At 70.8% G+C, this 25,294-nt stretch carries 16 protein-coding genes and 1 pseudogene; 6 read left to right on the top strand and 11 right to left on the bottom strand.

The window, feature by feature from the left end; genetic code table 11:
- Positions 1 to 44: 44 nt before the first annotated feature.
- On the bottom strand, positions 45 to 5,441 hold the full coding sequence (pulA, locus tag OG852_RS34785; RefSeq protein WP_330350014.1) for a pullulanase-type alpha-1,6-glucosidase: 5,397 nt from the start codon (positions 5,439 to 5,441) through the stop codon (positions 45 to 47).
- Between the two features lie 276 nt (positions 5,442 to 5,717).
- Here pulA and OG852_RS34780 point away from each other — a divergent pair, with 276 nt between their 5' ends.
- Positions 5,718 to 5,939, top strand: a complete 222-nt coding sequence (locus OG852_RS34780) for a carbohydrate-binding module family 20 domain-containing protein (RefSeq protein ID WP_330351549.1) — start codon at positions 5,718 to 5,720, stop codon at positions 5,937 to 5,939.
- 108 nt (positions 5,940 to 6,047) lie between these two features.
- Here the strand turns inward: OG852_RS34780 and OG852_RS34775 are convergent, their stop codons facing one another.
- Complete coding sequence (locus OG852_RS34775) at positions 6,048 to 7,421, bottom strand: alpha-amylase (RefSeq protein ID WP_208117039.1); 1,374 nt, start codon at positions 7,419 to 7,421, stop codon at positions 6,048 to 6,050.
- Between the two features lie 161 nt (positions 7,422 to 7,582).
- Positions 7,583 to 8,359 (bottom strand): Fpg/Nei family DNA glycosylase, encoded by a 777-nt coding sequence (locus OG852_RS34770; RefSeq protein ID WP_330350013.1) that lies wholly within the window; start codon positions 8,357 to 8,359, stop codon positions 7,583 to 7,585.
- A gap of 259 nt (positions 8,360 to 8,618) precedes the next feature.
- On the opposite strand from OG852_RS34770, the gene OG852_RS34765 reads away from it, so the two are divergent.
- Positions 8,619 to 9,152 carry a hypothetical protein gene (locus tag OG852_RS34765; protein ID WP_166663390.1) on the top strand — a complete coding sequence of 178 codons (534 nt, stop codon included), beginning with the start codon at positions 8,619 to 8,621 and terminating at the stop codon, positions 9,150 to 9,152.
- Positions 9,153 to 9,254: 102 nt separating this feature from the next.
- Here the strand turns inward: OG852_RS34765 and OG852_RS34760 are convergent, their stop codons facing one another.
- From OG852_RS34760 to OG852_RS34745, 4 genes are all read right to left on the bottom strand, one after another.
- Entirely contained in the window at positions 9,255 to 11,003 is a 1,749-nt protein-coding gene (locus OG852_RS34760; protein WP_330350012.1) for a glycoside hydrolase family 13 protein, read from the bottom strand.
- A 147-nt stretch (positions 11,004 to 11,150) separates the two neighbouring features.
- Positions 11,151 to 12,068, bottom strand: coding sequence for a sugar ABC transporter permease (locus OG852_RS34755; protein ID WP_330350011.1), 918 nt, complete (start codon positions 12,066 to 12,068; stop codon positions 11,151 to 11,153).
- 13 nt (positions 12,069 to 12,081) lie between these two features.
- Positions 12,082 to 13,086 (bottom strand): carbohydrate ABC transporter permease, encoded by a 1,005-nt coding sequence (locus tag OG852_RS34750; protein ID WP_330350010.1) that lies wholly within the window; start codon positions 13,084 to 13,086, stop codon positions 12,082 to 12,084.
- Between the two features lie 109 nt (positions 13,087 to 13,195).
- Positions 13,196 to 14,470: an extracellular solute-binding protein gene (locus OG852_RS34745; RefSeq protein ID WP_133909946.1), complete on the bottom strand. Its 1,275-nt coding sequence runs from the start codon at positions 14,468 to 14,470 to the stop codon at positions 13,196 to 13,198.
- A gap of 395 nt (positions 14,471 to 14,865) precedes the next feature.
- On the opposite strand from OG852_RS34745, the gene OG852_RS34740 reads away from it, so the two are divergent.
- Together OG852_RS34740 and OG852_RS34735 are read left to right on the top strand one after the other, a co-directional pair.
- Positions 14,866 to 15,900 carry a LacI family DNA-binding transcriptional regulator gene (locus tag OG852_RS34740; RefSeq protein ID WP_133909945.1) on the top strand — a complete coding sequence of 345 codons (1,035 nt, stop codon included), beginning with the start codon at positions 14,866 to 14,868 and terminating at the stop codon, positions 15,898 to 15,900.
- Positions 15,901 to 16,031: 131 nt separating this feature from the next.
- Positions 16,032 to 16,892 (top strand): phosphatase PAP2 family protein, encoded by an 861-nt coding sequence (locus tag OG852_RS34735; RefSeq protein WP_133909944.1) that lies wholly within the window; start codon positions 16,032 to 16,034, stop codon positions 16,890 to 16,892.
- Between the two features lie 168 nt (positions 16,893 to 17,060).
- Here OG852_RS34735 and OG852_RS34730 read toward each other — a convergent pair whose 3' ends face one another.
- A complete protein-coding gene (locus OG852_RS34730) occupies positions 17,061 to 17,963 on the bottom strand; it encodes a LysR family transcriptional regulator (RefSeq protein ID WP_166663389.1) in 903 nt (300 codons plus the stop codon).
- Between the two features lie 85 nt (positions 17,964 to 18,048).
- Here OG852_RS34730 and OG852_RS34725 point away from each other — a divergent pair.
- A pseudogene (locus tag OG852_RS34725) lies at positions 18,049 to 19,005 on the top strand (DMT family transporter); the annotation flags it as partial.
- Here the strand turns inward: OG852_RS34725 and OG852_RS34720 are convergent.
- On the bottom strand, positions 18,911 to 21,916 hold the full coding sequence (locus tag OG852_RS34720; RefSeq protein WP_330350009.1) for a bifunctional [glutamine synthetase] adenylyltransferase/[glutamine synthetase]-adenylyl-L-tyrosine phosphorylase: 3,006 nt from the start codon (positions 21,914 to 21,916) through the stop codon (positions 18,911 to 18,913). The pseudogene OG852_RS34725 and the gene OG852_RS34720 sit on opposite strands and share 95 nt — an antisense overlap.
- 250 nt (positions 21,917 to 22,166) lie before the next feature.
- Here OG852_RS34720 and OG852_RS34715 point away from each other — a divergent pair, with 250 nt between their 5' ends.
- On the top strand, positions 22,167 to 22,613 hold the full coding sequence (locus OG852_RS34715) for a VOC family protein (protein WP_330350008.1): 447 nt from the start codon (positions 22,167 to 22,169) through the stop codon (positions 22,611 to 22,613).
- 18 nt (positions 22,614 to 22,631) lie between these two features.
- Here OG852_RS34715 and OG852_RS34710 read toward each other — a convergent pair whose 3' ends face one another.
- Positions 22,632 to 23,699, bottom strand: a complete 1,068-nt coding sequence (locus OG852_RS34710; protein WP_330350007.1) for a S8 family peptidase — start codon at positions 23,697 to 23,699, stop codon at positions 22,632 to 22,634.
- A gap of 95 nt (positions 23,700 to 23,794) precedes the next feature.
- Positions 23,795 to 25,156, bottom strand: a complete 1,362-nt coding sequence (gene glnA / locus OG852_RS34705; protein WP_133909940.1) for a type I glutamate--ammonia ligase — start codon at positions 25,154 to 25,156, stop codon at positions 23,795 to 23,797.
- Between the last annotated feature and the right edge of the window lie 138 nt (positions 25,157 to 25,294).

Genomic DNA, 25,294 nt, shown 5'->3' with positions numbered 1-25,294 from the left:
GGGGCGGCCCCGCGCCGGGACCGCCCCACCAAGCTAGTCCTGTATCAGGAGACCCGGGAGAATACCGCGACAGTACGACCCGGAACGGCGAACGTGCCCGATTCCCGCACGTAGGACGAGGTCTTGACGGTAGAGTCCGCGCCCGCTGCCTGCACCGGGTGCAGCCGGTAGTCCTTCCCGGCGAGAGAGACGATCCGCTGCCGCTGCTCGGCCGGGGTCGCGTTGAGGACGACGACCAGGTCGCCCAGCTCCATGGTGATCACACCGGGTGTCTCGTCGGTGCCGGACAGCGGGAAGGACAGCGCCGACTGGACCCGCGCGGCCGTGCCGAGCGAGAACGCCTTCTCCGTCGTACGGATCCTCAGCAGGTCCCGGTAGGCGGCGGAGGCGCCGGTGATCTGCGGGCAGCCCACCTCGACGCTCGTCAACAGGGGCTTGGCGTAGGTCCACTTGGAGGCGTTGTCGGCGGCCGGGGGCAGCCCGCGGCCGAAGCCGTCGCCGTCGGCGCAGTTCCAGTGGATCGCGTTGAACCAGTCGCCGCTGTCGTAGGAGTTGCGGTCCAGGGACTTGGAGCGCAGCAGGTCGGAGCCGGCCTGGGAGAGCGACGGGCCCTGCGAGAGGGCGGCCGTGGCCATCGCGAGGACCTGCATCCGGGCCCGGTCGGCGGCGCTCGTCGACGACGGCAGCTTGTAGGCGAGGGCGTCGAACAGGGACTCGTTGTCGTGGGCGTCGGCGTAGGCGAGGGCGTCGCCGGGCGCGTCCGCGTATCCGGCGGGCTGCCCGTTGTAGTCGACCTCGGCGCCGCTGACCTCCTTGCCGTCGGTGTCGGTGAACCGGTAGGCGGCGAGGTTCCCGGACAGACCGACCTTGATCAGGTCCTGGTAGTGCAGGAGGCGGGCCTTCTGCTCGGCCGTCGTCCCGTTGGCCGCGGACCCGTTGGGGTCGGTGTACAGGCCGGACGCGAAGCCCTGGACGCCGGGGTCGGAGTCGAAGGGCCCGCCGCCGCGTACGGCGTCGCGCGCCCGGTCGGAGAAGGTCGCGACGCCGGTGCCGGCCATGTTCTTCTGCGTGGCCTGCGCGAACCGGGCGTCGTCGGCGACCTCACCGAAGTTCCAGCCCTCGCCGTACAGGATGATCTTCTTGCCGTCCACGCCGTCCTTGGCGGGGGTCAGCGCGTCGAGCGCCTTGCGGACGGCCAGGATGTTGGCCTTCGGGTGGTGGCCCATCAGGTCGAAGCGGAAGCCGTCGACCTTGTACTCCTTGGCCCAGGTGACGATCGAGTCGACGACCAGCTTGCCCATCATGGCGTTCTCGGTCGCGGTGTTGGCGCAGCAGGTGCTGTTGGCGACCGACCCGTCGGCGAGCAGCCGCTGGTAGTAGCCGGGGACGATCCGGTCCAGCACGGAGGTGTCCGCCTGACCACTGGCGGCGGTGTGGTTGTAGACGACGTCCATGACGACCCCGAGGCCGTCCTCGTTGAGGGACTTGACCATCCTGCGGAACTGGACCGTGCGGGCGGTGCCGTCCGGGTCGGTGGCGTACGAGCCCTCGGGGACCGTGTAGTGGTACGGGTCGTAGCCCCAGTTGTAGGCGTCCTTCGCGGCGGTCTTGGCGACGCACTCCTGCTGCTGGTCGGAGTCGGCCGCGTAGGAGGCGAGGTCGCAGTCGGGGGTGGCCCGGTCGGCCTTCTTCTCGGGGATGGTCGCGATGTCGAAGGCGGGCAGCAGGTGGACGTACGACGTGCCCGACTTCGCCAGGGCGCGCAGATGCTTCGAGCCGTCGCTGTCCTTGTCGGTGAAGGCGAGGTAGGTGCCTTGGTCCTGCACCGGCACGGTCGGGTCCGCGACGGAGAAGTCCCTGATGTGCAGTTCCTGGATCTGGGCGTCCTTGAGCGGCACCGCCTTCGGCTTGGTGTACGAGGACCAGCCGCCCGGCGCCAGGGCCTTGTCGTCGAGGTCGATCACGAGACTGCGCTCGGAGTCCGCCGTCAGGGCGACCGAGTAGGGGTCGGTGACCTTGTTGGTGACGACCTTGCGGACGCTGGGCGCCCAGACCTTCACGACGTACCGGTAGGCCTTGCCCTTCCAGGACGCGGGGCCGGTGACGGACCAGACGCCGGTGCCGGCGTCACGCCGCATCCTCACGAGGGAGCCGTCGAGTTCCAGGGACACCTTCTGCGCGGTCGGCGCCCAGACGGCCAGCGTGGGGCGGCCCTTGGCGAACGTCGGACCCAGCTTCGCCTTCGTCGCGGCGGGGTACAGATCGTCGAGCACTCCGGCGATCTGGACGCCGGTCGCCGCGAGGACCACACCTCCCCCAGAGCCGAAAGCCCGGGAGGTGCCCCCAGCCGCCCGCTGGGAGGCGACGAGCTGACCGCTGAGGGCCTCACGCACCCGGTCGCGGTCGCGCGGGTCGACGGACCAGGCGGTGTAGTCCTTCAGGTGCGGGAACCTGGCCTTCTGGGCGTCGGTGAGCGTGCTCTTCGTCAGCCGCAGCCAGCGCTCGTCGTCGCTGGTCAGCGTGGACTTGTCGACGGTGATCGAGCCGTCGTGGGAGTACAGGAGCTGGGTGGAGGCGGCGGCGTCGGAGCCGTTCCAGGCGAGGGTGTTCCGGTCGATCCAGACGGCCTTGGAGGTGGTCAGGTCGAGCGCGGCGGCGGACCCGGCCGGCTGCGGGAGCAGGTACTTCTCCTGGCCGCCCAGCAGCCACACCTCGTGGCCGTTCGCCGTGAGGTCCAGGGACTGGTCGGCGGGCAGGTCCTTGTCGTCGCCCTTGTGGAGGATGTAGCTGAGGCTGGTGGCCCCGTCGGTGAGCGGCACCTCGAAGACGGCGCCGTAGGCGTCGGTCCGCACCGGCTTCAGCGGGTTGGACCACTCGGTGGGGCCGGCGGCGCCCGTCCAGACGTGCAGGCCCCAGCCGTCGTAGTCGCCGTCGGCGCGGTGGTAGTGCAGGACCGCCTTCGACTTGTCCTGGGCGGGGTGGTCGGGCCGCTCCGTCTGCACGTCCTCCTTGCCCTGCTCGATCCAGACCTCGCCGGTCTTGGTGACGTCGATCGTGCGGTCGGCGGAGACGTCCTTGGTGCCGTCCTTGTCGATGACGAGGAAGCCGACGTTCGAGGCGCCGGGCCTCAGCTTGACGTAGGCGAAGGCGCCGTACGCGTCGCGGCCGGTGAAGGGGTGGCTGTCCGGCCAGTTCGTGGCCTCGCCGTCGGCGAGGTCGCCCCAGGCGTACAGGCCCCAGTCGGCGTAGTCGCCGTCGGTGCGCCGGTAGTGGACGATCGCGTAGTCGCGGGAGGAGGCGGTGGGGGTCTCCTCGGCGGGCGGGGTGCCGGTGGTGGACCCGGCGGTCGCGGACGCGGTCCGGCCTGCCGAGTCGACGACCACCGCCTTGTAGCGCAGGGCCGTTCCGGCCGGGACGTCCTTGCCGAGGGTCTGGGTGACCTTGTCGGGGGCGTGGTCGGCGGAGCCGAGGGTCTGCCACGTGCCGTTGCCGGTCTGGGCGGCGAAGACGACCCGGTTGAACTGCCCGCCGTCCACATCGGCGCTGAGCTCCACAGTGCCGGTGGCGCCGGCGGCGGGGGCCGTAAGGGTGATCGTCGGCTTGGTCGCGGGCCTGGCGAGCTTTCCGGCGGCCTTGAGGACGATCGCCGAACCGGCCGGGACGGTGACCGTGATCTTCTTGTCGGCGCCGGAGGTCGCGGTGCGCTTGGTGCCGTAGATCCCGTGGAAGGCCATGCTCGCGGAACCGGTCGCGAAGGTCGCGCTCCGCGCGGTGTCCGCGTTGTTGAAGGCGACGACGTACTCGGTGCCGGTCTTCGCGTCGGTGCGGGAGAAGGCGTAGACGCCCGCGCCCTCGGCCGCGTACCGCTCGGTCTGGACGCCGTCGGTCAGCGCCGGGTTGGCCTTGCGGAGCCCCGCGAGGGCCGCGATCCGGCGGTACAGGGGCGCGCTCGTGTCGTAGGCGGCGCTCGCGTGGGTGCGGTCGGTGCCGATCTCGTCGTCGTCGAGGTAGTCGGCGACCTGGGAGGCGAACATCGTCTGGCGGGCGTCCTTGTCGCCGCCGGAGCCGGTGAAGCCCTGTTCGTCGCCGTAGTAGACGACCGGGTTGCCGCGGCTGAGGAACATCAGCTCGTTGGCGAGCCGGTCCTTCTTGAGCAGTTCGGCGTCGGTGGCCTTGGGGTTGTCCTGGTCCAGGAAGTGGCCGATGCGGCCCATGTCGTGGTTGCCGAGGAAGGTGACCTGCTCGTACGCGTTGGCCTTGTCGGTCGTGTACCTGTAGTCGTCGGCGAAGACGCCCGCGAGCTTCTGGGCGCTGCCGCCCTGGGAGGCGTACTGGCGGGCCGCCTCCTGGAAGGGGAAGTCGAGGGTGGCGTCGAGGCGGCCCTGGGTGACGTACGGGGAGGTGATCGACGGGTCGGCGGAGTAGACCTCGCCGAACATGAAGAAGTCCTTGCGGCCCTGCCGGGCCGCGTACGCGTCGAGCGCCGTCGCCCACTGGGTCCAGAACTCCATGTTCACGTGCTTCACGGTGTCGATCCGGAAGCCGTCGATGTCGAAGTCCCCGACCCAGCGCCGGTAGATCTTCTCCATGCCGCTGACGACCTCGGGGCGCTCGGTCCACAGGTCGTCGAGGCCGGAGAAGTCGCCGTAGGTCGTGGACTCGCCGGCGTAGGTGGAGTCGCCCCGGTTGTGGTACATCGTCGGGTCGTTGAGCCAGGAGGGCACCTTGGACGTGGACGTGACCGTCGGGGTGCGCGGGAAGGAGTCGGCGTCGACGGCCGGGAACGTCTTTCCGGCGGCCGCGTAGTCGGCGTCGTCGAAGGGCTCGCCGTCCTTGGTCAGATAGGGGAAGGCGCCCTTGGAGAGGTAGTCGTAGGACTTCTCCTCGTAGTCGACGACGTCGGCGGTGTGGTTGGTGATGACGTCGAAGAACACCTTCATGCCCTTGGCGTGCGCCTTGGCGATGAGGGTCTCGAGGTCCTCGTTGGTGCCGAAGTGCGGGTCGACCCGGGTGAAGTCGGTGATCCAGTAGCCGTGGTAGCCGGCGGAGGCGTTGCCGCCGGTGCCCTGCACGGGACGGTTCTTGAAGATCGGGGCCATCCAGATGGCCGTGGTGCCGAGGCCCTTGATGTAGTCGAGGCGCTTGGTCAGACCCTCGAGGTCGCCGCCCTGGTAGAAGCCCTTGTCGGTGGGGTCGTAGCCGGTGGTCAGACGTGAACCGGTCAGGCCGCCCTTGTCGTTGGCGGTGTCCCCGTTGGCGAAACGGTCCGGCATGACGAAGTAGAACTGCTCGCGGGTGTCGTCGTGCCGGGCGGGCTCGGCGGCGAGCTTCGCGTCGGAGGGCGGCGGGGGCGGGCTGTCCGCGTGGGCGGCCGGCGGCTGCACGAGCGCGGCGGCGAGGGCGGCGACGGCGAGGGCCGCGACCCGTCTGACTTGTATCACCGGTGTGAACTCCTAGGGGGTGTCTTGCGGATCAGGCCGGCCACAAGGCACCCCTGGCGATGGCGGCTCTCTCGGGTCCGACCCCGCGCGACCGTATCGCCGCCGAAAGGTTTACAGCAAGAGTCTTGCAATCAACAGCAAGAACTTTCACCGGAGCCTTGACGGGCCTTCTCAACTGCCTCACGCTCACGAGTTGTTGAAACCAGAAACCCCTTTCCGGAGCCACATAAGTACGCCCCGACCACGAGCGGCACGAACGTCTACGTCGTCGGCTCGATCGCCTCGCTCGGCTCCTGGAACACGGCCGACGCGATCCCGCTGTCCTCGGCGTCGTACCCGACGTGGAGCAGGACGGTGATCGTCCCGGAGACCACGGCCTTCGCGTACAAGTTCGTCAAGAAGGACGGCTCGGGGAACGTCACCTGGGAGTCCGGGACGAACCGCTCGTACACGACGGGCGGTTCGTCCGGATACACCACGAGCGACACCTGGAAGTAGCGCTCGGCATGTCGAGTTCGTCCGGGTGAGCAGGCCCAGCCGCCACGGGACCGTCGGCCCCGCGCGCACCGCGGGGTTCACGGTGCGCGCGGGGAGGGCGGGGACGGCTCAGCAGCTCGTCTTGCCGGTGTAGACCGCCAGGGCGGTGTTGGCGCCGAGGGTGGCGGTGAACTGGCCGCTCGAGTTCACCGTCACCGTCGTGTTGTTCTGGACGTTGCAGTACGTCCCGGCGGCGAGGGACGTCTGGTAGGTCCGGGTCAGGGAGCCGCTCTCGTGGTTGATGGCCACGTACCCCTTGCTTCCCCGGCCGAAGGCGATCGCGTCACCCCCGTTGTCCCACCAGTCGGTGACGGCCTCACCCCGCGTGGCGTTGCGGAAGGCGACCATGCGGAGGATCTCCGGCCAGGCGTGCTGACACTTCCAGCCGTCCTGCCAACAGGCGTTGACCGTACCGCCGTTGGGCGGACCGGCGTCCGTGTCGGACCACTCGTAGCCCGAGTCGACGTCCGGGGCGCCGTACGGATGGGCGAGCATGAAGACGTTGGCGAGGGTGTAGTTCGCGCCGTCCTTGTAGTTGAGGGTGGAGCCGTTGCGCTCGGTGTCGTGGTTGTCGACGAAGACTCCGGCGACGGAGCTGCTCAGATAGCCCCAGCCCTCGCCATAGTTCCTCAGATAGGCGAGGTTCTCGTTGGTGAAGACCCGCTTGAGGTCGTAGGCGTAACGGAACTCCTGCACATCGCCGTTGCCGGTGTACTCGGTGGGCTGCACGGCCTCGCCCGAGCCGTAGATCACCTCCTGCTTCCAGTACGCGTTCGGGTTGGTCAGCCGGGACTTGATGTTCGCCAGGTCGGCGGTGTCGATGTGCTTGGCCGCGTCGATGCGGAAGCCGTCGACTCCGAGGGTGAGGAGGTCGTTCATGTAGCCGGCGACGGTCTTGCGGACGTACTCCTCACCGGTGTCGAGATCGGCCAGGCCGACGAGTTCGCAGTGCTGGACGTTCCAGCGGTCGGCGTAGTTGGTGACGTAGGACGTGCAGTCGTCGAAGTCGTAGGAGGAGTACAGGCCGGGGTAGTCGTACTTCGTGTACGACGATCCGCCGGTGCCGGTGCCGCTGCCCGCCGCCATGTGGTTGACGACGGTGTCGACGACGACCTTCACGCCCGCCGCGTGACAGGTGTCGACCATGGCCCGGAACGCCGCGCGGTCCCCCAACCGACCGGCGATCTTGTAGCTGACCGGCTGGTACGACGTCCACCACTGGGCGCCCTGGATGTGCTCGGCCGGCGGGGAGACCTGGACGTATCCGTAGCCGGCCGGGCCGAGGGTGGTGGTGCACTCCTTCGCCACGGAGGCGAAGTTCCACTCGAAGAGGACGGCGGTGACGTCCTTGGTGCCGGGCGGGGTGGCGTGGGCCATGGGGCCGAGGAGGGTCAGACCGGCGGCCAGGGCCATGGCGCCCGAAAGGGTTCTGCTGCGTGCCATGTGGGGGTTCCTTCTCCGTTGAAGGCTCTTGCGGAAATCTTTCAGAAACCTTGCAGTGGCGCGATGTTAAGGGTGCGGTGGCCGGGAAGGGCAGGGGGTGGCGCGAAAGAAACGCAAGCCGTTATGGATTGACGCCCCGTCAGGACAGCGCGGCGGGAGGTCTACTGGCAGCGGGGGCACCACACCGTCCCGCGGCCGCCCACCCGTGTACGGCGCAGCGGGGTGCCGCAGCGGGGGCAGACGGGGTCCGGGTCGTCCCGGTGCCCGGTGAGCCAGGAGTCCCGGGGCGGGACGCGGCCGGTGGGGACCGCCGAGCGCAGGGTGCGGCGCATCTGGGTGTAGAGGCGCCTGAGTTCGGGGTCGTCGAGCTCGCTCGCCCGTGCCGTCGGATGCAGCCGCGCGCGCCACAGGATCTCGTCGGCCAGCAGATTGCCGAGTCCCGCGAGGGCGGTCTGGTCGGTCAGGACGGTCTTGACGCCGGCCCGGCGGGCGTGGAGGACGGCCTCGAAGTCACCGCGGTCCACCGTGAGCGCGTCGGGGCCGAGGTCCCCCAGCAGCCGCCCGACGTCGGCCTCGTCCTCGGCCAGCCAGAGGCCCTTGAGCTTGCGCTGGTCGCGGTAGCGGAGCCGGCGGTCGCGGGACAGGGTGAACAGGACCCTGTCGTGCGCCTCGACCGGGTCGTCGGGACGGGCGCAGAGCAGTCGGCCGGTCATCCCGAAGTGCAGCAGGAGCGTGGGGCCGCCGGTGCGGGCGAGCAGCCATTTGCCGCGCCGCTCCGCCCCGGTGAAGCGGCGGCCCACCAGCGCCTCGCGCAGCCGCCGCGCGCTCACCCCGTGCAGCACCCCGGGATCCCGCACCTCGACATGCCGTACGACCCTGCCCTTCGCGCAGGACTCCAGCACCTCGTGGAATCCCTCGACGTCCGGGAGCTCGGGCATGGCGTGCGCCCTCCCTCGTACCAGGGCCTTTCGTACGGCGAGCAGGCCGCAGACCTCCTCACTTCATGGTGACGCGTGGCGGGCCGCGACGCAGCACCGGCGTCGGGTGCCGCCGACCTGGCACACACGGCACTCGGGTGAACCGCGCGTATGGCGCGAAACCACCTGAAGGCGACGGCGTTCTTCGGGGTGTGGCGCCCCTGCGGCGCCCGGAACCCCCACCTCTCCTGCCTCGCCTTCCCCCCGGAAAGGAAGACCTGTGAAGTTCATGGGTTGCGCCGCAACGGTCACCATGCTCGCCCTCACCACCGTCGGACTCGGTACCGGTGCCGCCTCCGCCGCGCCGCTGGCCGAAGTCCCCGGTGTCATCCAGTGCAACAACCCGGTGAGCCTCTCCCTCGTCGACGCGTCCGGAGGCGCCTCGCTGGTCAGGCAGGTCGCCGAGACCCTGGGGCTCGGTGTGGGCGGTGACGGTGCCGCCGCCGCTGCCGCCGCCGCCGCGGCCGCCGCCTCCGACAACAGCAGCGCCGCCGCGGCCTCCAGCGCCACGGCCGCGGCCCCCGGGGGATCGGGCTCGGCGACCGTCCAGTCCCAGCAGCAGCAGAGCGCGCAGGGCGGCAACGGTGGTGACGGCGGCAGCGGCTCGATCGGCACCTGGCAGTCGGCCGGCCAGAACCGCTGCGGCACGAGCTCGGACACCGACGCCAGCACGCACGTCGACAACAGCGCGCACATCGACAACAGCCACCGGGTAGTCACCGACAACAGCACCCGCGTGACCCGCATCAACTGATCGGGCCGGCACAGGCGTGCGCCCCCGGACCGCGGAAGGTCCGGGGGCGCACGCCTGTCTTCGTACGGGGGCGCGGAGCGCCGTCCGTGATGACGCGAGGGGTCAGTCCGTGGTCCACCACACCGTCGTGTCGGCGGGGATCTTCGTCTCGCCGTCCGTCTCGGCCACCTCGCCGCTGGTGAGGAGGATGCGGCCGTACGACGGGACGCGCACCGATTCGGTGGAGGTGTTGGCGACGCAGACGAAGTCGCCGCGGCGCAGGGCGAGGACGCCCTCGGGGGCCTTCAGCCATTCCACCGCGTCGCCCGCGCCCAGGTCGGGGTGGGTGCGGCGCAGGTGGAGGGCGGAGCGGTAGAGCTCCAGGGTGGAGCCCTGGACGCCCTGCTGGGCCTCCACGCTCAGCTCGGCCCACTCGGCCGGCTGGGGCAGCCAGCTCCCGCCCGTGCCGAAGCCGTACGAGGACCCCGCGCGCGTCCATGGGATGGGCACCCGGCAGCCGTCGCGGAAGCCGTCCTGGCCGGCGCCGCGGAAGTAGGCCGGGTCCTGGCGGACCTCGTCGGGGAGGTCGACGACGTCGGGCAGGCCGAGTTCCTCGCCCTGGTAGACGTAGGCCGAGCCGGGCAGGGCCAGCATCAGCAGCGTCGCGGCGCGGGCGCGGCGCAGGCCCAGCTCGCGGTCGCCCGCGGTGCGGATCTGGGTGCCGAGGCCGGGCGGGTTGGCGAAGCGGGTGGCGTGGCGGGTCACGTCGTGGTTGGACAGGACCCAGGTCGCCGGGGCGCCGACCGGGCGCATCGCCTCCAGGGTGCGGTCGACGACCGTGCGGAGTTCCTTCGCGTCCCATTCCGTCGACAGGTACTGGAAGTTGAAGGCCTGGTGGAGCTCGTCGGGGCGGACGTAGTTCGCGGTGCGCTCCACGGTCGGGGTCCAGGCCTCGGCGACGAAGATGCGCCCGCCCGTCTCCCGCCACCGCCCTTCTGCGGAAGGCCCTTCGGGCCCCTTTTTATCTCCGGAGTACTCGTCGAGGATCGTCCGCCACTGGCGGTAGATGGCGTGGACGCCGTCCTGGTCGAAGAACGGCATGACATCGTTGCCCAGCAGTTTGAGCTGGTCGTGGGTGCCGAGGTCGGGCAGGCCCGCGGCCTTGACCAGGCCGTGGGCGACGTCGATGCGGAAGCCGTCGACGCCCATGTCCAGCCAGAAGCGCAGGATCGAGCGGAACTCGTCGCCGACGGCCGGGTGGTCCCAGTTGAAGTCGGGCTGCTCGGGGGCGAAGAGGTGCAGGTACCACTCGCCCGGCGAGCCGTCCGGTTCGGTGACCCGGGTCCAGGCGGGGCCTCCGAAGATGGACTCCCAGTCGTTGGGCGGGAGTTCGCCGCCGCTGCCCTTGCCGGGGCGGAAGTGGTAGCGGTCGCGGAGGGGGGAACCCGGCCCCTCCGCGACCGCCCGCTTGAACCACTCGTGCTGGTCGGAGGAGTGGTTGGGGACCAGGTCGACGATGATGCGCAGGCCCAGCTCCCGGGCGTCGCGGATGAGCGCGTCGGCGTCGAGCAGGTTGCCGAACATCGGGTCGACGGCGCGGTAGTCGGCGACGTCGTAGCCGGCGTCGGCCTGCGGGGAGGCGTAGAAGGGGCTGAGCCACACGGCGTCCACGCCGAGGTCGCGCAGGTACGTCAGGCGGGAGCGTACGCCTTCCAGGTCGCCCATGCCGTCGCCGTTGCTGTCGGCGAAGCTGCGCGGGTACACCTGGTAGATCACCGCGTCCCGCCACCAGTCACGGCGCTTGCCGACGGTGGCGACGGCCGCTGCGGAGGTGGGGGTCGGGGCCGGGGCTGCGGAGTGCTGCTGGCTCATGGCGTCCTTGGTACGTAGGTACGTAACGAAGTCATCGGGTCAGGATGATGCAGAGAGCGGTCGGATGACGAGGCGGCCGCGGTGCCGGCGGGGTCTGGGGTTCCCCCCTCTGGGGGAGGACACCGCGGCCGCCCCGGGTTCGGGGGGTCAGCCCTTGGTGCCGCCGGCGGTGAGGCCGGTGACCAGGTTCTTCTGCACGAGGTAGAAGAACGCGGCGGCGGGTATCGCGATCAGCACCGCGGTCGCGGCCATGAGGTTGCGCTGGGCGTCGTGCTCGCTGACGAAGGACTGCAGGCCGACGGCCAGGGTGTACTTGTCGTCGCTGAGCATGAACGTGGAGGCGAAGGCGACCTCGCTGAAGGCGGTGAGGAAGTTGTAGAACGCGGCCACGGCGAGGCCGGGCTTGGCGAGCGGCAGGATCAGCCGGAAGAAGGTGCCGAACGGGGTGAGCCCGTCGACGCGACCCGCCTCGTCGATCTCGAAGGGGATGGTGTCGAAGTACCCCTTGAGCAGCCAGGCGCTGTACGGGATGACCGTCGTGCAGTAGACGAGGATCAGGCCGAAGTAGTTGTCGATGAGCTTCAGGTCCGAGAGGATCTGGTACATCGGCACCATCAGGACGGCGACCGGGAACATCTGGGTGACCAGCAGGACCCACATGAACTTCTTGTAGCCGGGGAAGCGCATGCGGGAGACGGCGTAGCCGGTGGTGGCGGCGATGAGCACGCCGATGGCCGTGGTGCCGAGGGTGACGATGAGCGAGCTCTTCAGCCAGTCGAAGAACTTGGTGTGCTCGATGACGAACGTGTAGTTGTCGAACGTCATCTTGTCCCAGATGCCGCCCGGGTGCAGGTAGTCGTCCTTGTCCGGGCCGAGGGACAGATAGACCAGCCAGACGATCGGGAACAGGGCGATCAGGCTCGCGATCGTGAGGAGGCCGTGGGAGGCGAGGGAGGCCACGGGGCCGGTCTCGCCGCGGCGGCGGATCCGGCGCGGTGCCGTCGGTGCCTTCACGGGGTTCTCCTCGCTCGCCGGGGCGGAGGTCTTCGCGGTGGTCGTACTCATGAGAACTCCTGCCTCAGATCGCGAGCTGCTGCTCGTTGCGGTTGAGCCAGCGGCGGTAGAAGGAGGTGAAGACGATCAGGATCGCCAGCAGCAGGATGCCGTAGGCGGCGGACTGGGCGAAGTCACGCGGTTGCTGTCCGAAGCCGAGGTAGTAGGCCCAGGTGACGAGGATCTGCGCGTCGGGGGCGGTGTTGCCGAACAGCAGGAAGATCACGGCGAACTGGTTGAAGGTCCAGATGATGCCGAGCAGGACGACGGTGGAGCTGACGGTCCTCAGGCCCGGGAGGGTGACGTAGCGGAACCGCTGCCAGGCGCTCGCGCCGTCCATCTCGGCCGCCTCGTAGAGGGAGGAGTCGATGGACTGCAGTCCGCCGAGCAGGGAGACCATCATGAACGGCACACCGCACCAGGTGTTGACCATGATCGCGGCGAACCGCTGCCAGAAGGTGTCCTCCAGCCAGGAGGGCGACGGCAGGTGCAGGGCGTCGAGGGCGGAGTTGATGATGCCGCCGTCGGCGAGCATGAACCGCCAGCCGAACACGGTGACGAAGGTGGGCACCGCCCAGGGCAGGACGAGGATCAGCCGGTACAGGGTCCGGCCGCGCAGCTTCTGGTTGAGCAGCAGCGCGAGGCCGAGGCCGAGGGTGTAGTGCAGGGTGACGCAGAGCGCCGTCCACACGATCGTCCAGATGAAGTGCGACCAGAAGCGGTCGTACGCCGTGGGGCCCCAGAGGATGTCGGCGTAGTTGTCGAGGCCGATGAACCTGTAGGTGGCGTCGATGTGGTTGACGCCGATCGTGCGCGCGGTGTTGAGGCTGTTGGCGTCGGTGAGGGTGAGGTAGAGGCCGTACACCAGCGGGTAGAGCACGAGGACGCCGAGGACGACCGCCACCGGGGCGATCATGGCGTAGGCGTACCAGTGCTTGTGGTAGCCCCGCTTCAGGCGCCCGCCCAGGCCGGGTCCTTCCTCACGGTCACCGCGGCGCTTGCCGGTCGCGCGGTCGATGGCGACGGTCATGGTTCGACAACCTTCTCGAAGCTTGCAGATCAGGGGCGGGTACGGGGCACAGGCCGGTGGCCGCCGGATCCCTCCCCCGTGCGGTAGGGATCCGGCGGCCACGCGGGGCTCACTTGCTGAAGTCCGGGACCAGCTTGGCGATGGCGGTCTCGGCGGTGCTCAGGCCCTTGTCGAGGGTCTCCTTGCCGCCCGCGATCTTGGGCAGTTCGGTGTCGAGCGGGCCCCACAGGGAGCTGTACTCCGGCAGCGCCGGGCGCGGCTGGGCGGCGGCCAGGACCGTGCCGTAGCCGGCGATGCCCGGGTCGGCCTTGACCTCGGCGGTGTAGGCGTCGTCGCGCGTCGGCAGGGTGGAGTTCTTCAGCGCGATGGTCGACTGGGACTTCGCGGACGTCATGAAGTTGACGAACTTCAGCGCGGCGGCCTGGTGGGCCTTGTCCGAGCCGGCGTAGACCGAGAGGTTGTGGCCGCCGGTCGGGGCGCCCGCCTTGCCGGTGGAGCCGGCCGGGACGGTGGCGATGCCCAGGTTGGCCTTGTCCTTGAAGGCGCTGCCCTTGTAGAAGTTGGTGATCTCCCAGGGGCCCTGGATGATCGCGGCGACCTTGCCGTTGACGAACGCGTCCTGGATGTGGGCGTAGGCGTCGGCGGTGGTGTCGGCCTTGTGCAGGCCCTTGCCGTCGAACAGGCTCAGCCAGGTGCCGTACGCCTTCTGCGCGGCGGCGGAGTTCACCGTGATCTTCTTGGCGGCGGCGTCGACCGTGTCGGTGCCCTCGCCGTAGAGGAAGGTCTGGGCGTAGTAGGCCTGGGTGGAGCCCCAGTAGCCGTCGACGCCGGTCCTGGCCTTGACGGTGGCGGCGTCCTTCTTGAGGTCGTCCCAGGTCGTGGGGGCCTCGGTGATGCCGGCCTTCTCGAACAGCGCCTTGTTGTAGACGAGCGCGAGGGTGTCGGTGACGAACGGCACGCCGTAGGTCTTGCCGTCGTACTTGGCCTGCTCGATCAGGTTCGACTTGAACTTGGCCTGGTCGGCGAGGGCCTCGGTGCCGTCCAGCGGCAGGAAGTAGCCCTTCTTGGCGAAGGCGGGGGTCCAGCCGACCTCGGAGCGCAGGATGTCCGGGGCGCCGGAGGCACCGGCGGCGGTGTCGAACTTGTTCTGCGCCTGGTCGAAGGGCACGTTGACGTACTTGACCTTGATGTTCTTGTTGGCGGCCTCGAACTCCTTGACCAAGGCCTGGTACGTCGGCGCCTCATTGGTGGCGTTGGAGGTGTCCCACCAGGTGATGGTGACCGGCCCGCTCGAGTTGTCGCTGCCGCTGTCGTCTCCGCCGCAGGCCGTCGCCGCGAGGGCGAGGGACGCCACCAGCGCGGTGGCCGCTATGCCACGCCGCATGAGTTCTCCTTGAGGGTGAAAGCCCGTGTAGCTCCAGGGGGCGGTCCCGTCCACCGTCCCTGTCGACTTGGCCGACTAGCGCCGTTGCCGCCGCCGGGCGTGGCCGAACGTAACAGCGTTGTAAGCGCGGCGAAAGTCCTTGCAGAAAAAATATGCAAGAAGACCGGGAAGTTATCCGGGCGTGACCGGACGGCGACCGCCGTGAGACGCTTGTTTGGGCCCGTCGCGCACCGTGGGGCGGTCTGTGCAAGACTCTGCAAGCTCTTGCCATCAACTTTCAGAAGGACACACGAGGGAGCGCGATGACGCAGCAGCCCGGACGAGGCAGGCCCCTGGGCCGGCCGCGGCGTCCGATTGGTGTGCAAGGCGACACCTGGCCGGTACAGTCCACGTCTGTGACCACACGGCTTGCCGACATCGCTGCGCAGGCGGGGGTGAGCGAAGCGACCGTCAGCCGCGTTTTGAACGGCAAGCCCGGTGTCGCCGCCACCACCCGCCAGTCCGTGCTCGCCGCACTGGACGTCCTGGGCTACGAACGCCCGGTCCGGCTGCGTCAGCGCAGCGCGGGTCTCGTCGGCCTCATCACCCCGGAGCTGGAGAACCCGATATTCCCGGCCCTGGCCCAGGTCATCGGCCAGGCGCTGACCCGCCAGGGCTACACACCGGTGCTGGCCACCCAGACACCGGGCGGCTCCACGGAGGACGAGCTGACCGAGATGCTGGTGGACCGCGGGGTCGCCGGCATCATCTACGTCTCGGGGCTGCACGCGGACACCACGGCCGACATGCAGCGCTACGAGCAGCTGCGCGCCCAGGGCGTCCCCTTCGTCCTGGTGGACGGCTTCTCCCCGAAGGTCCAGGCCCCGTTCATCTCCCCCGACGACCGGGCGGCGATGACCCTCGCGGTCACCCACCTCGCCTCGCTCGGCCACACCCGTATCGGGCTCGCCCTCGGGCCGAAGCGGTTCGTGCCCGTGCAGCGCAAGATCGAGGGCTTCGTCCGCACGATGCAGGAGCAGCTCGGGCTGAGCGCCGAGGCGATCGAGTCGGAGCTGGTCCAGCACTCCCTCTACACCCTGGAGGGCGGTCAGGCCGCGACGACGGCGCTGATCGACCGGGGCTGTACGGCGATCGTCTGCGCCAGCGACATGATGGCGCTCGGCGCGATAAGGGCGGCCCGGCAGCGGGGCCTCGCGGTCCCCCGGGACATCTCGGTGGTCGGCTTCGACGACTCCCCGCTGATCGCGTTCACCGACCCGCCGCTGACCACGATCCGCAAGCCGGTCCCCGCGATGGGGCAGGCCGCGGTGCGCACGCTCCTCGAGGAGATCGGCGGGACGCCGGCGCCGCACAGTGAGTTCGTGTTCATGCCGGAGCTGGTGGTGCGCGGTTCGACCGCTTCGGCCCCCGGGGACCGGAATCGTCCCTAGGGCGCAGGAAGGGGGGTTTCCCGGCCTGCGCCGGTAGGAGACGATGGAGTACGTCCGCCGTAGAACATGCGGGGGCAACCCGACCGGAGGATGATCGGGCCAAGAGGGCTTTTCTGGCAGACTTTGTGTCCATGGGTGAATCGACCGTGACGCCGTTGGAAGGCCGTGACCAGGCCGTTCCGCAGCCCGTCACGGCCGGGACCCGACAGCGCCGGCTCGCCCGGCTGCGTACTCCGCGCCGCCCGCGCCTCTGGTTCGAGATCCTCCTCATCGCGGTGAGCTACTGGACGTACTCACTGATCCGCAACGCCGTGCCCGAGCAGCGCGCCGAGGCCCTGCGCAACGCGGACTGGATCTGGCGCGTGGAGCACCATCTGGGGCTCGCGTTCGAGGAGTCGGTCAACCACGGCGTGAACTCGGTGACGTGGCTGATCGTGGGGATGAACTACTACTACGCGACGCTGCACTTCGTCATCACGCTGACGGTCCTGGTCTGGCTGTACCGCAGCCACCCCGGCCGTTACGCCGCGACGCGCCTCGTCCTGTTCGCCACCACCGCGGTCGCCCTGGTCGGCTACTACTTCTATCCGCTGGCACCTCCGCGGCTGATGACCGGCGGTCACTTCGTCGACACGGTCATGGTCCACCAGACCTGGGGCTCGATGGCCTCCGGCGACCTCAAGCACATGTCGAACCAGTACGCCGCGATGCCGTCCATGCACATCGGGTGGTCCCTGTGGTGCGGCCTGACGATCTTCGCGCTGGCCAAGCTGCCCTGGGTGCGGATCCTCGGCCTCCTCTACCCGGCGGTGACCCTGCTCGTCATCGTCGCCACCGCCAACCACTTCTGGCTCGACGCGGTCGGCGGCATCGTCTGCCTCGCCTTCGGCTTCACGGTGGCGGCCCTGTGGTACGGCAGCCTGCCGTACTCCTTGCCGAGACTGGTACCGCCCCGCGGCCGGGGCGGAGCCCTCGTCCCCACGAAGGCGTAGCCCTGCGGGCCGGCGGGCTGCCCACGAAGCCGGGCTTCTGGTTCCGCCGCAGCGGTGGCCCGCCAGGGCGGTGGTGGTCGGCGGCGACGGACCGGCCGGTGTCGGGCCAGCCGCGGCGCACGATGCGGGCGGGTCCGGAGGCCCTCATGGACCACGCCCGCGGCCGGCTCAGTGAGACGGCTCGGCGGCCTCCTTCAGTGCGTCGATGAACGCGTCCAGGGCGGCCTGCGGGGGTGCGGAGTCGCGGACGGCCGTGTGGAGGGTGCGGACCGGCACGGGGTCGCGCACCTCCTTGACCACCACCCCCGGATGCCGGCTCCCCAGCCCCAGCCGGGGCACCAGAGCCACCCCCAGCCCGGCCGCGACGAACCCCTGCGCGGTCACGTAGTCCTCGCTCCGCACGGCGAACCGCGGCCTGAACCCGACCGCCGCACACGCGTCGAGCTGCGCGTCGAGACAGGGCCCCGGCCACTCGCTCCCGACGAACGCCTCCTCGGCGAGTTCCGCGAGCCGCAGCCGGCGCCGCCCGGCGAGCCGGTGCCCGCGCGGGAGTACGGCGAGGTACGGGTCGTCGAGCAGGGGCGCGAGCCGGACGCCGTTCCCCGGGGGCTCGTCCGCACCGCGCACCACCAGGGCGAGATCGGCCCGGCCCTCCCGCACGTCGGCCAGGGCGTCCCCGGTGCCGGTGGTCAGCGCGAGATCGATCCGGATCCCCGGGTGCCGCTCCCGCAGGCGGGCCACCGCCGGCGCCACGAGCCCGGCCCCGGCGGTCGCGAAGTACCGTACGGACAGCCGCCCGATCCGCCCCGCCACCAGATCGGCGAGCGCGGTCTCGGCCTCGGCGACCTGCCGCCCGATGGCGTCGGCGTACTCGGTGAGCAGCAGCCCTGCGGCCGTGGGCCGCACTCCCCGTCCGACCCGCTCCAGCAGGTCGACCCCGGCCTCCTTCTCCAAGGCGGCGATCTGCTGGCTCACCGCGGACGGCGTGTACCCGAGCGCGCCGGCGGCGCCCGTCACGGACCCGCATCCCACGACCGCCCGCAACACCTGCATCCGCCGCACATCCAGCATGCGGTCAGGCTAGTGCAGTTCAGCTTAATGAACCATGCACAACCTTTCACTTGTCCTCACAGGAGATGCGGGCCACGGTGGTGTCATGCCCCTCGCCTCCACCCTCCGTATGGCGGCCCTGGCCCTGTTCTGGGGCTCCGGCTTCCTCTGGATCAAGCTGGCCCTCACCCATGGCCTGACCCCCGCCCAGATCACGATCGCCCGCTGCGCGCTGGGCACGGTGGTACTCCTCCTGCTGGCCCGCCGAGCGGGTCAGCGCCTGCCCCGTGACCGCGCCACCTGGCTCCGGCTGACCGTGGCCGCCCTGTTCTGCAACGCCCTGCCGTTCGCGCTGTTCGCGCTCGGGGAGCAGCGGGTCGACTCGGGACTGGCCGGGGTCCTCAACGCCACGACGCCCCTGTGGTCCCTGCTCATCGGCCTGGCCCTGGGCACCGACCGGGGCGCGCACCCGGTCCGGCTGACCGGCCTGGTCCTCGGTTTCGCCGGTACGGTCCTGATCTTCGCCCCGTGGCGGCGCGAGGGCCTGCTCACCTGGCCCGCCCTGGCCCTGCTGGCGGCGGCGGCCAGCTATGCCGTGGCCTTCGCCTACATGGCCCGCCGTCTCGCCGTACGGGAGGGGCCGCTGGCCATGTCGGCGGCCCAGCTCCTCACCGCCACGGCCTGGACCGGCCTCGCCCTCCCGGTGGCCGGCCCGCTCCGCCCCGACCTGGTCGCCCTGCTGGCGGTGATCGCTCTGGGCACCCTGGGCACGGGTCTGACCTTCTACCTCAACTACCGCCTGATCGCGGACGAGGGAGCGACGGCGGCGGCCACGGTCGGCTATCTGCTGCCGGTGGTCTCCGTGGCCCTGGGCGCCCTGGTCCTGGACGAGCACCTCGGCGCCCGCACCCTGGCCGGTATGACGGTGGTGCTCGCGGGGGTCGCCCTCACCCGGGGAGCGGCACCCGTCAGCCCCCGTAGAACAGCTGCTCCACCACTCCCCGGGCCCGCCGGGCCGTCCGCCGGTAGCCGTCCAGCAACTCCCCCACCCGTCCCGGCCCGTACCCCAGGTACCGTCCCACGGCGGTGAGTTCTCGGCTCTCCGAGGGGAAGGTGTCCCCGGCCCGCCCCCGGACCAGCATCACGGCGTTGCGCACCCGGGTGGCCAGCACCCAGGCCTCGTCGAGGGTCTCCGCGTCCTCCCCCGACAGGAGCCCGGCCGTGCGGGCGGCGTCGAGCGCCTCCCGGGTCCGCGTGGTCCGCAGCCCGGGCTCGGCCGACCCGTGCTGCATCTGCAGCAACTGCACGGTCCACTCCACGTCGGACAGCCCGCCCGGCCCGAGCTTGGTGTGCAGCTTGGGATCGGCGCCGCGCGGCAGCCGCTCCGACTCCATCCGGGCCTTCAGCCGCCGGATGTCCCGTACGGCCTCCTCCCCGAGCCCCTGCGCCGGGTACCGCAGCGGATCGACCAGCTCGATGAACCGCCGGCCCAACTCCTCGTCGCCCGCGACGGGTTCGGCCCGCAGCAGCGCCTGCGCCTCCCACACCAGCGACCAGCGCCGGTAGTAGGCCTCGTACGACTTCAGTGTCCGCACCAGCGGCCCGGACTTCCCCTCGGGCCGCAGACCGGCGTCGACGAGCAGCGGCGGATCCGCGCTCGGGATCTGCAGCAGCCGGCGCATCTCGGCGACGACCCGGTTGGCGGCCTCGGCGGCCTCCCGGTCGTCGACCCCTTCGCGCGGCTCGTGCACGAACAGCACGTCCGCGTCCGATCCGTAGCCGAGTTCATGGCCCCCGAACCGGCCCATGCCGATCACCGCGAACCGGGTGGGCAGGGTGTCCCCCCACCCCTCCCGCACCACGGCCCGCAGCGTCCCCGCGAGGGTGGCCGCCGTCAGATCGGACACGGCGCCGCCGACCCGGTCCACCAGCGCCCCCTGATCGGGCTCGGCGGGCTGGGTCTCGGTGCCGTACGAGCTGACGATGTCCCCGGCGGCCGTACGGAACAGCTCCCGCCTGCGCACCCCGCGGGCCGCGGTGACCGCCTGCTCGGCGTTCTCCGCGCGCCCCACCGTGGCCAGGATCTCCTGCTCCAACTGGGCCCGCCCGCGCGGCTGGAGCCCCCCGCCGTCCCCGTCGCCGTCACCGAGCAGGGCGACGGCCTCGGGGGCGCGCAGCAGCAGATCGGGGGCGAGGCGTCCGGCCGACAGCACCCGGGCGAGGTTCTCGGCGGCGGCCCCCTCGTCCCTCAACAGCCGCAGGTACCAGGGGGTCTTGCCCAACGCGTCCGACACCTTGCGGAAGTTGAGCAGCCCGGCGTCCGGGTCGGCGGAGTCGGCGAACCAGGCCAGCAGCACGGGCAGCAGCGTGCGCTGGATGGCGGCCTTGCGGGTGACGCCCGAGGCGAGCGCCTCCAGGTGCCGCAGCGCGGCGGCGGGGTCCGCGTAGCCGAGGGCGATCAGCCGTTCACGTGCCGCCGCCAGGCTCAACCGCGCCTCGCCGGTGGCGAGTTGGGCGACGGCGTCGAGCAGCGGCCGGTAGAAGATCTTCTCGTGGAGGCGCCGGACCACGGACGCGTGCCGCTTCCACTCCCGGTTCAGTTCCACGACGGGATCGGTGCGCAGCCCCAGGGACCGTCCGATCCGCCGCTGGTCGTCCTCGTCCTCGGGCACGAGGTGGGTGCGCCGCAGCCGGTAGAGCTGGATCCGGTGCTCCATGGACCGCAGGAACCGGTAGGCGTCGTCGAGCTGTACGGCGTCGTCGCGCCCGACGTACCCGCCCGCGGCCAGCGCCTGCAGGGCGTCCAGGGTGGTCCCGCTGCGCAGCGACGCGTCGGACCGGCCGTGCACCAACTGCAGCAGTTGTACGGCGAACTCGACGTCCCTGAGCCCCCCGGGCCCGAGCTTCAGTTCCCGCTCGACCTCGGCGGCCGGGATGTTCTCGACCACCCTGCGCCGCATCTTCTGCACGTCGGCGACGAAGTTCTCCCGTTCGGCGGCCTTCCACACCAGCGGCTCGACGGCGGCGATGTACTCGGTGCCGAGGGCCAGATCGCCCGCCACGGGCCGGGCCTTGAGCAGCGCCTGGAACTCCCAGGTCTTCGCCCACCGCTGGTAGTAGGCCAGATGGCTGCTGAGCGTGCGCACGAGCGGTCCGTTGCGGCCCTCGGGCCGCAGGTTGGCGTCGACGGGCCAGATGGACCCCTCCACGGTGGTCTCGGAGCAGATCCGCATCATGTGGGAGGCCAGCTTGGTGGCGGCCCGCAGGGCCTTGCCCTCGTCGGCCCCGTCCGTGGCCTCCCCGACGAAGATGACGTCGACGTCGGAGACGTAGTTCAGCTCGTGCCCACCGCACTTCCCCATGGCGATGACGGCGAGCCGGCACAGCGCGGCGTCCTGCGGCGCGGCCGTCATCGCGATCCGCAGGGCCGCGCGCAGGGTGGCGGTGGCGAGGTCGGCGAGCTCGGCGGCGGTCTCGGCGACATCCGTGGTGCCGCAGACGTCGCGGGCGGCGATCGACAGCAGGCAGCGCCGGTAGGCGACCCGCAGCGCCACCGGATCGCCGGCCTCCGCGAGTCCGCGCTCGAACTCCTCCACCCCCGGGTGCAGGTCGCGGGGCTCGTAGGTGACGAGCGCCTCCCAGTCCCGTGGATGCCGGGCCAGATGCTCGCCGAGAGCCGCGGACGCGCCCAGCACCCCGAGCAGCCGGTCCCGCAGGGGCTTGGCCGCTATCAGCGTGTCGAGCAGTCCGCGCCGGGCCGTGCGGTCGGACTGGGCCTCCAGCAGCCGTACGAGACCGCGCAGCGCGAGATCCGGGTCGGCGGTCGCGCCCAGCGCCTCCAGCAGGATGGGATCACTGCGCACCGGCGACAGCTCGGGTCCCTCCAGCAGCCGCTCGGCGGCGGAGGCATCCGTGAAACCGTGCCGCAGCAGCCGTGTGAAGGTACTGCTCCTGCGCCCCGGCGCCGCCGTCATCCCCGGCCTCCTCGACTCCGATCAAGGTCGTACGCACTTGAGCGTAACCGGAGAGACCGGGGGAAGCGCCGGGGCGAGGGTGGCGGGTTCCGGGGGTCGCCGGGACGGGGCGACGCGTTCCGGGCATCGCAGGGCGGGGCCCGGAGAGCCGGGTCCTCGCGGTGGCGCCGGAGACGGTTTTCGGCTTCGGTGAAGGGGAGCCGTTCAGCCGGACACGGTGGCGGTTCGACCGAGGCTTCGGAGGACCAGGATGCAGTACACGCTCGAAGTGATCCCGCTGCCCGTGAGCGACATCGACCGGGCCCGTGACTTCTACCGCGACCGGGTCGGTTTCCACGTGGACATCGACCAGGAGGTCATGCCCGGGATGCGGATCGTCCAGCTCACACCGCCGGGCTCGGGCTGCTCGATCGCGCTCGGCGACAGCATCTGGGAGGCGGTGCGGGGCCCGCGCCCCGAGCCCGGCTCCTACCAGGGCCTCCAGCTCTGCGTGGCCGACATCGACGCCGCCCGCGTGGAACTCGTGGAGCGGGGCCTGGAGGTCTCCGAGCCGGTCCGCTACACCCCCGACGACGGCGCCACCTTCATGTACTTCACCGACCCCGACGGCAACGGCTGGTCCGTCCAGGAGTACCGCCGCCGGGCCACGGAACCCCTGCACCGGGTCCTGGGGGACCTGGCCGGGCGGACCCCGTGACCGGGCCGGCGCCGCGGGTCAGAGGCCGCCGGTGTTGAGCAGCCGGTTGGGGGTGTCGGAGCGGACGCCGCGCACGACCCCACGGGTGGCCGTGTGGTCGAGCCAGACGTGGACCTGGTCCGCCGTGGCGTGGGGGTGCGCCGACAGGTAGAGGGCGATCACGCCGGTGGCGTGCGGCGCGGCCCAGGACGTCGCGCCGCCGGTCTCCGTGGCCGTACCGCCGCCGGCGAGGGCGGCGGTGACCTTCTGGCCGGGGGCGTAGAGGTCCACGCACCGGCCGTAGCCCGAGCCGTAGGAGCCGCCGTCGCTCCAGGCGCGGTCGTTGGAGGTGGAGGCCGCCACGACGATCGTGCCGGGGACGCCGGCCGGGGAGTGCTTGCAGGCGTCGTCGTGGTAGTTGCCGGCCGACACCACCGTGGGGATCCCCGCGTCGACCATCTTCTTCACGGCGGACTCCAGGGCCGCCGACCGGTGGTCGAGGTTGAGCGACATGTTCACCACGGCGGGCTTCTGCGCGTGCGCGGTGACCCACTTGACCGATTTCACGAGAGCCGCCTCGGCCGCCGCCGCGGAGCCGCCGCCCCCGCTCTCGCACAGGACGCCCTGGACGCGCACGAGCTGCGCCTTGGGCGCCACCCCGTACTTCGCCCCGGCGATGACGCCCGAGACGAACGTGCCGTGGCCGACCCCGTCCTCGCCGAAGCAGTCACCGGAGTCCTTGGGGCCCACGAAGTCGGCGCCGAGGTGGGCGCGGCCGCCGAACTCCTGGTGGCCGACGTCCATCCCGGTGTCGATCACATAGACGTGCACGCCCTTGCCCTGGGCGGTGGTGGTGAGCTTGCCGTTCAGCGGCCGCGACCGCTGGTCGAGGATGTCCAGGTTCCACGGCACGTGCCGGGTGACGGGCGCCGCCGCGGCCGGCGCGGACAACTTCTCCACGGCACCGTCGGACGCCGCCGCCGAGCCGGACTCCGCCGCACCGCCCCCGGAGGGCGCCGCCCCGGCCTTCCCGCCGCAGGCCGAGGCCCCCAGCACCGTCACCATGGCCACCGCCAGCAGCCCGGCCTTCGTCACGTTCCGCGTCACTACGTCCCCCACGTGCCCGTTTCGTACACAGTCAGCGCACAAGACGAGCACAGGGGGCGAGCGGTTCCGGCCAAGCGGGCGGGTCTCCTTCGCGCCTACAGCACCGGCAGGTTCTTCCGCAGCTCGAAGGCGGTGACCTCGGAGCGGTACTCGTACCATTCCTGCTTCTTGTTGCGCAGGAAGAAGTCGAAGACGTGCTCGCCGAGGGTGTCGGCGACGAGGTCGCTGCGTTCCATCAGGGCGAGGGCCTCGCCGAGGTTCTGCGGGAGGGGCTCGATGCCCATGGCGCGGCGCTCGGCGTCGGAGAGGGCCCAGACGTCGTCCTCGGCGCCCGGGGGAAGCTCGTAGCCCTCCTCGACGCCCTTGAGGCCGGCGGCGAGGAGCATGGCGTACGCCAGGTAGGGGTTGGCGCCGGAGTCGAGGGAGCGGACCTCGATGCGGGCGGAGCCGGTCTTGCCGGGCTTGTACATCGGGACGCGGACCAGGGCCGAGCGGTTGTTGTGGCCCCAGCAGATGTAGGAGGGGGCCTCGCCGCCGGCGCCCGCCGTGCGCTCGGAGCCGCCCCAGATGCGCTTGTAGGAGTTGACCCACTGGTTGGTGACGGCGGCGATCTCGGCGGCGTGCTTCAGCAGGCCCGCGATGAAGGAGCGGCCGACCTTGGAGAGCTGGTACTCGGCGCCGGACTCGTAGAACGCGTTGCGGTCGCCCTCGAAGAGGGAGAGATGGGTGTGCATCCCGCTGCCGGGGTGCTCGGAGAACGGCTTCGGCATGAAGGTCGCCTGGACGCCCTGCTCCAGCGCGACCTGCTTCATGACCAGGCGGAACGTCATGATGTTGTCGGCCGTGGAGAGCGCGTCGGCGTAGCGCAGGTCGATCTCCTGCTGGCCGGGGGCGCCCTCGTGGTGGGAGAACTCGACCGAGATGCCCATCGACTCCAGCATGGTGATCGCCTGGCGGCGGAAGTCCATGCCGATGTTCTGCGGGGTGTGGTCGAAGTAGCCGGAGTTGTCGGCGGGCGTCGGGCGCGAGCCGTCGAGGGGGCGGTCCTTCAGCAGGAAGAACTCGATCTCCGGGTGGGTGTAGAAGGTGAAGCCCAGGTCGGAGGCGCGGGCGAGGGCGCGCTTGAGGACGTAGCGCGGGTCGGCGAAGGACGGGGAGCCGTCCGGCATGAGGATGTCGCAGAACATCCGGGCGGTGCCGGGGGCCTCGGCGCGCCAGGGCAGGACCTGGAAGGTGGACGGGTCCGGCTTGGCGATCATGTCGGACTCGTAGACCCGGGCGAAGCCCTCGATCGCGGAGCCGTCGAAGCCGATCCCCTCGTCGAACGCCTGCTCGAGCTCGGCCGGGGCCACGGCGACGGACTTGAGGAAGCCCAGCACGTCCGTGAACCACAGGCGTACGAACCGGATGTCGCGCTCCTCGAGCGTCCGGAGCACGAACTCCTGCTGCTTGTCCATCTTCCGCTTCCCCATCCTTGCTGGTCAGGCCGCCTGCTTCCCCGTCCCACGGGAGGCGGTCGGGCACCTGCGCATCACACCACAACAGCATTTCATGCGCGTTGCGGACCTTGATCGCCCCAGCGTCCTCGGCCTGAA

Source organism: Streptomyces sp. NBC_00582 (assembly GCF_036345155.1).
In the GTDB taxonomy this organism is placed as follows: domain Bacteria; phylum Actinomycetota; class Actinomycetes; order Streptomycetales; family Streptomycetaceae; genus Streptomyces.
Note: the sequence above shows the minus strand (reverse complement) of the source record. Positions and strands in the feature narration are given on the sequence as shown.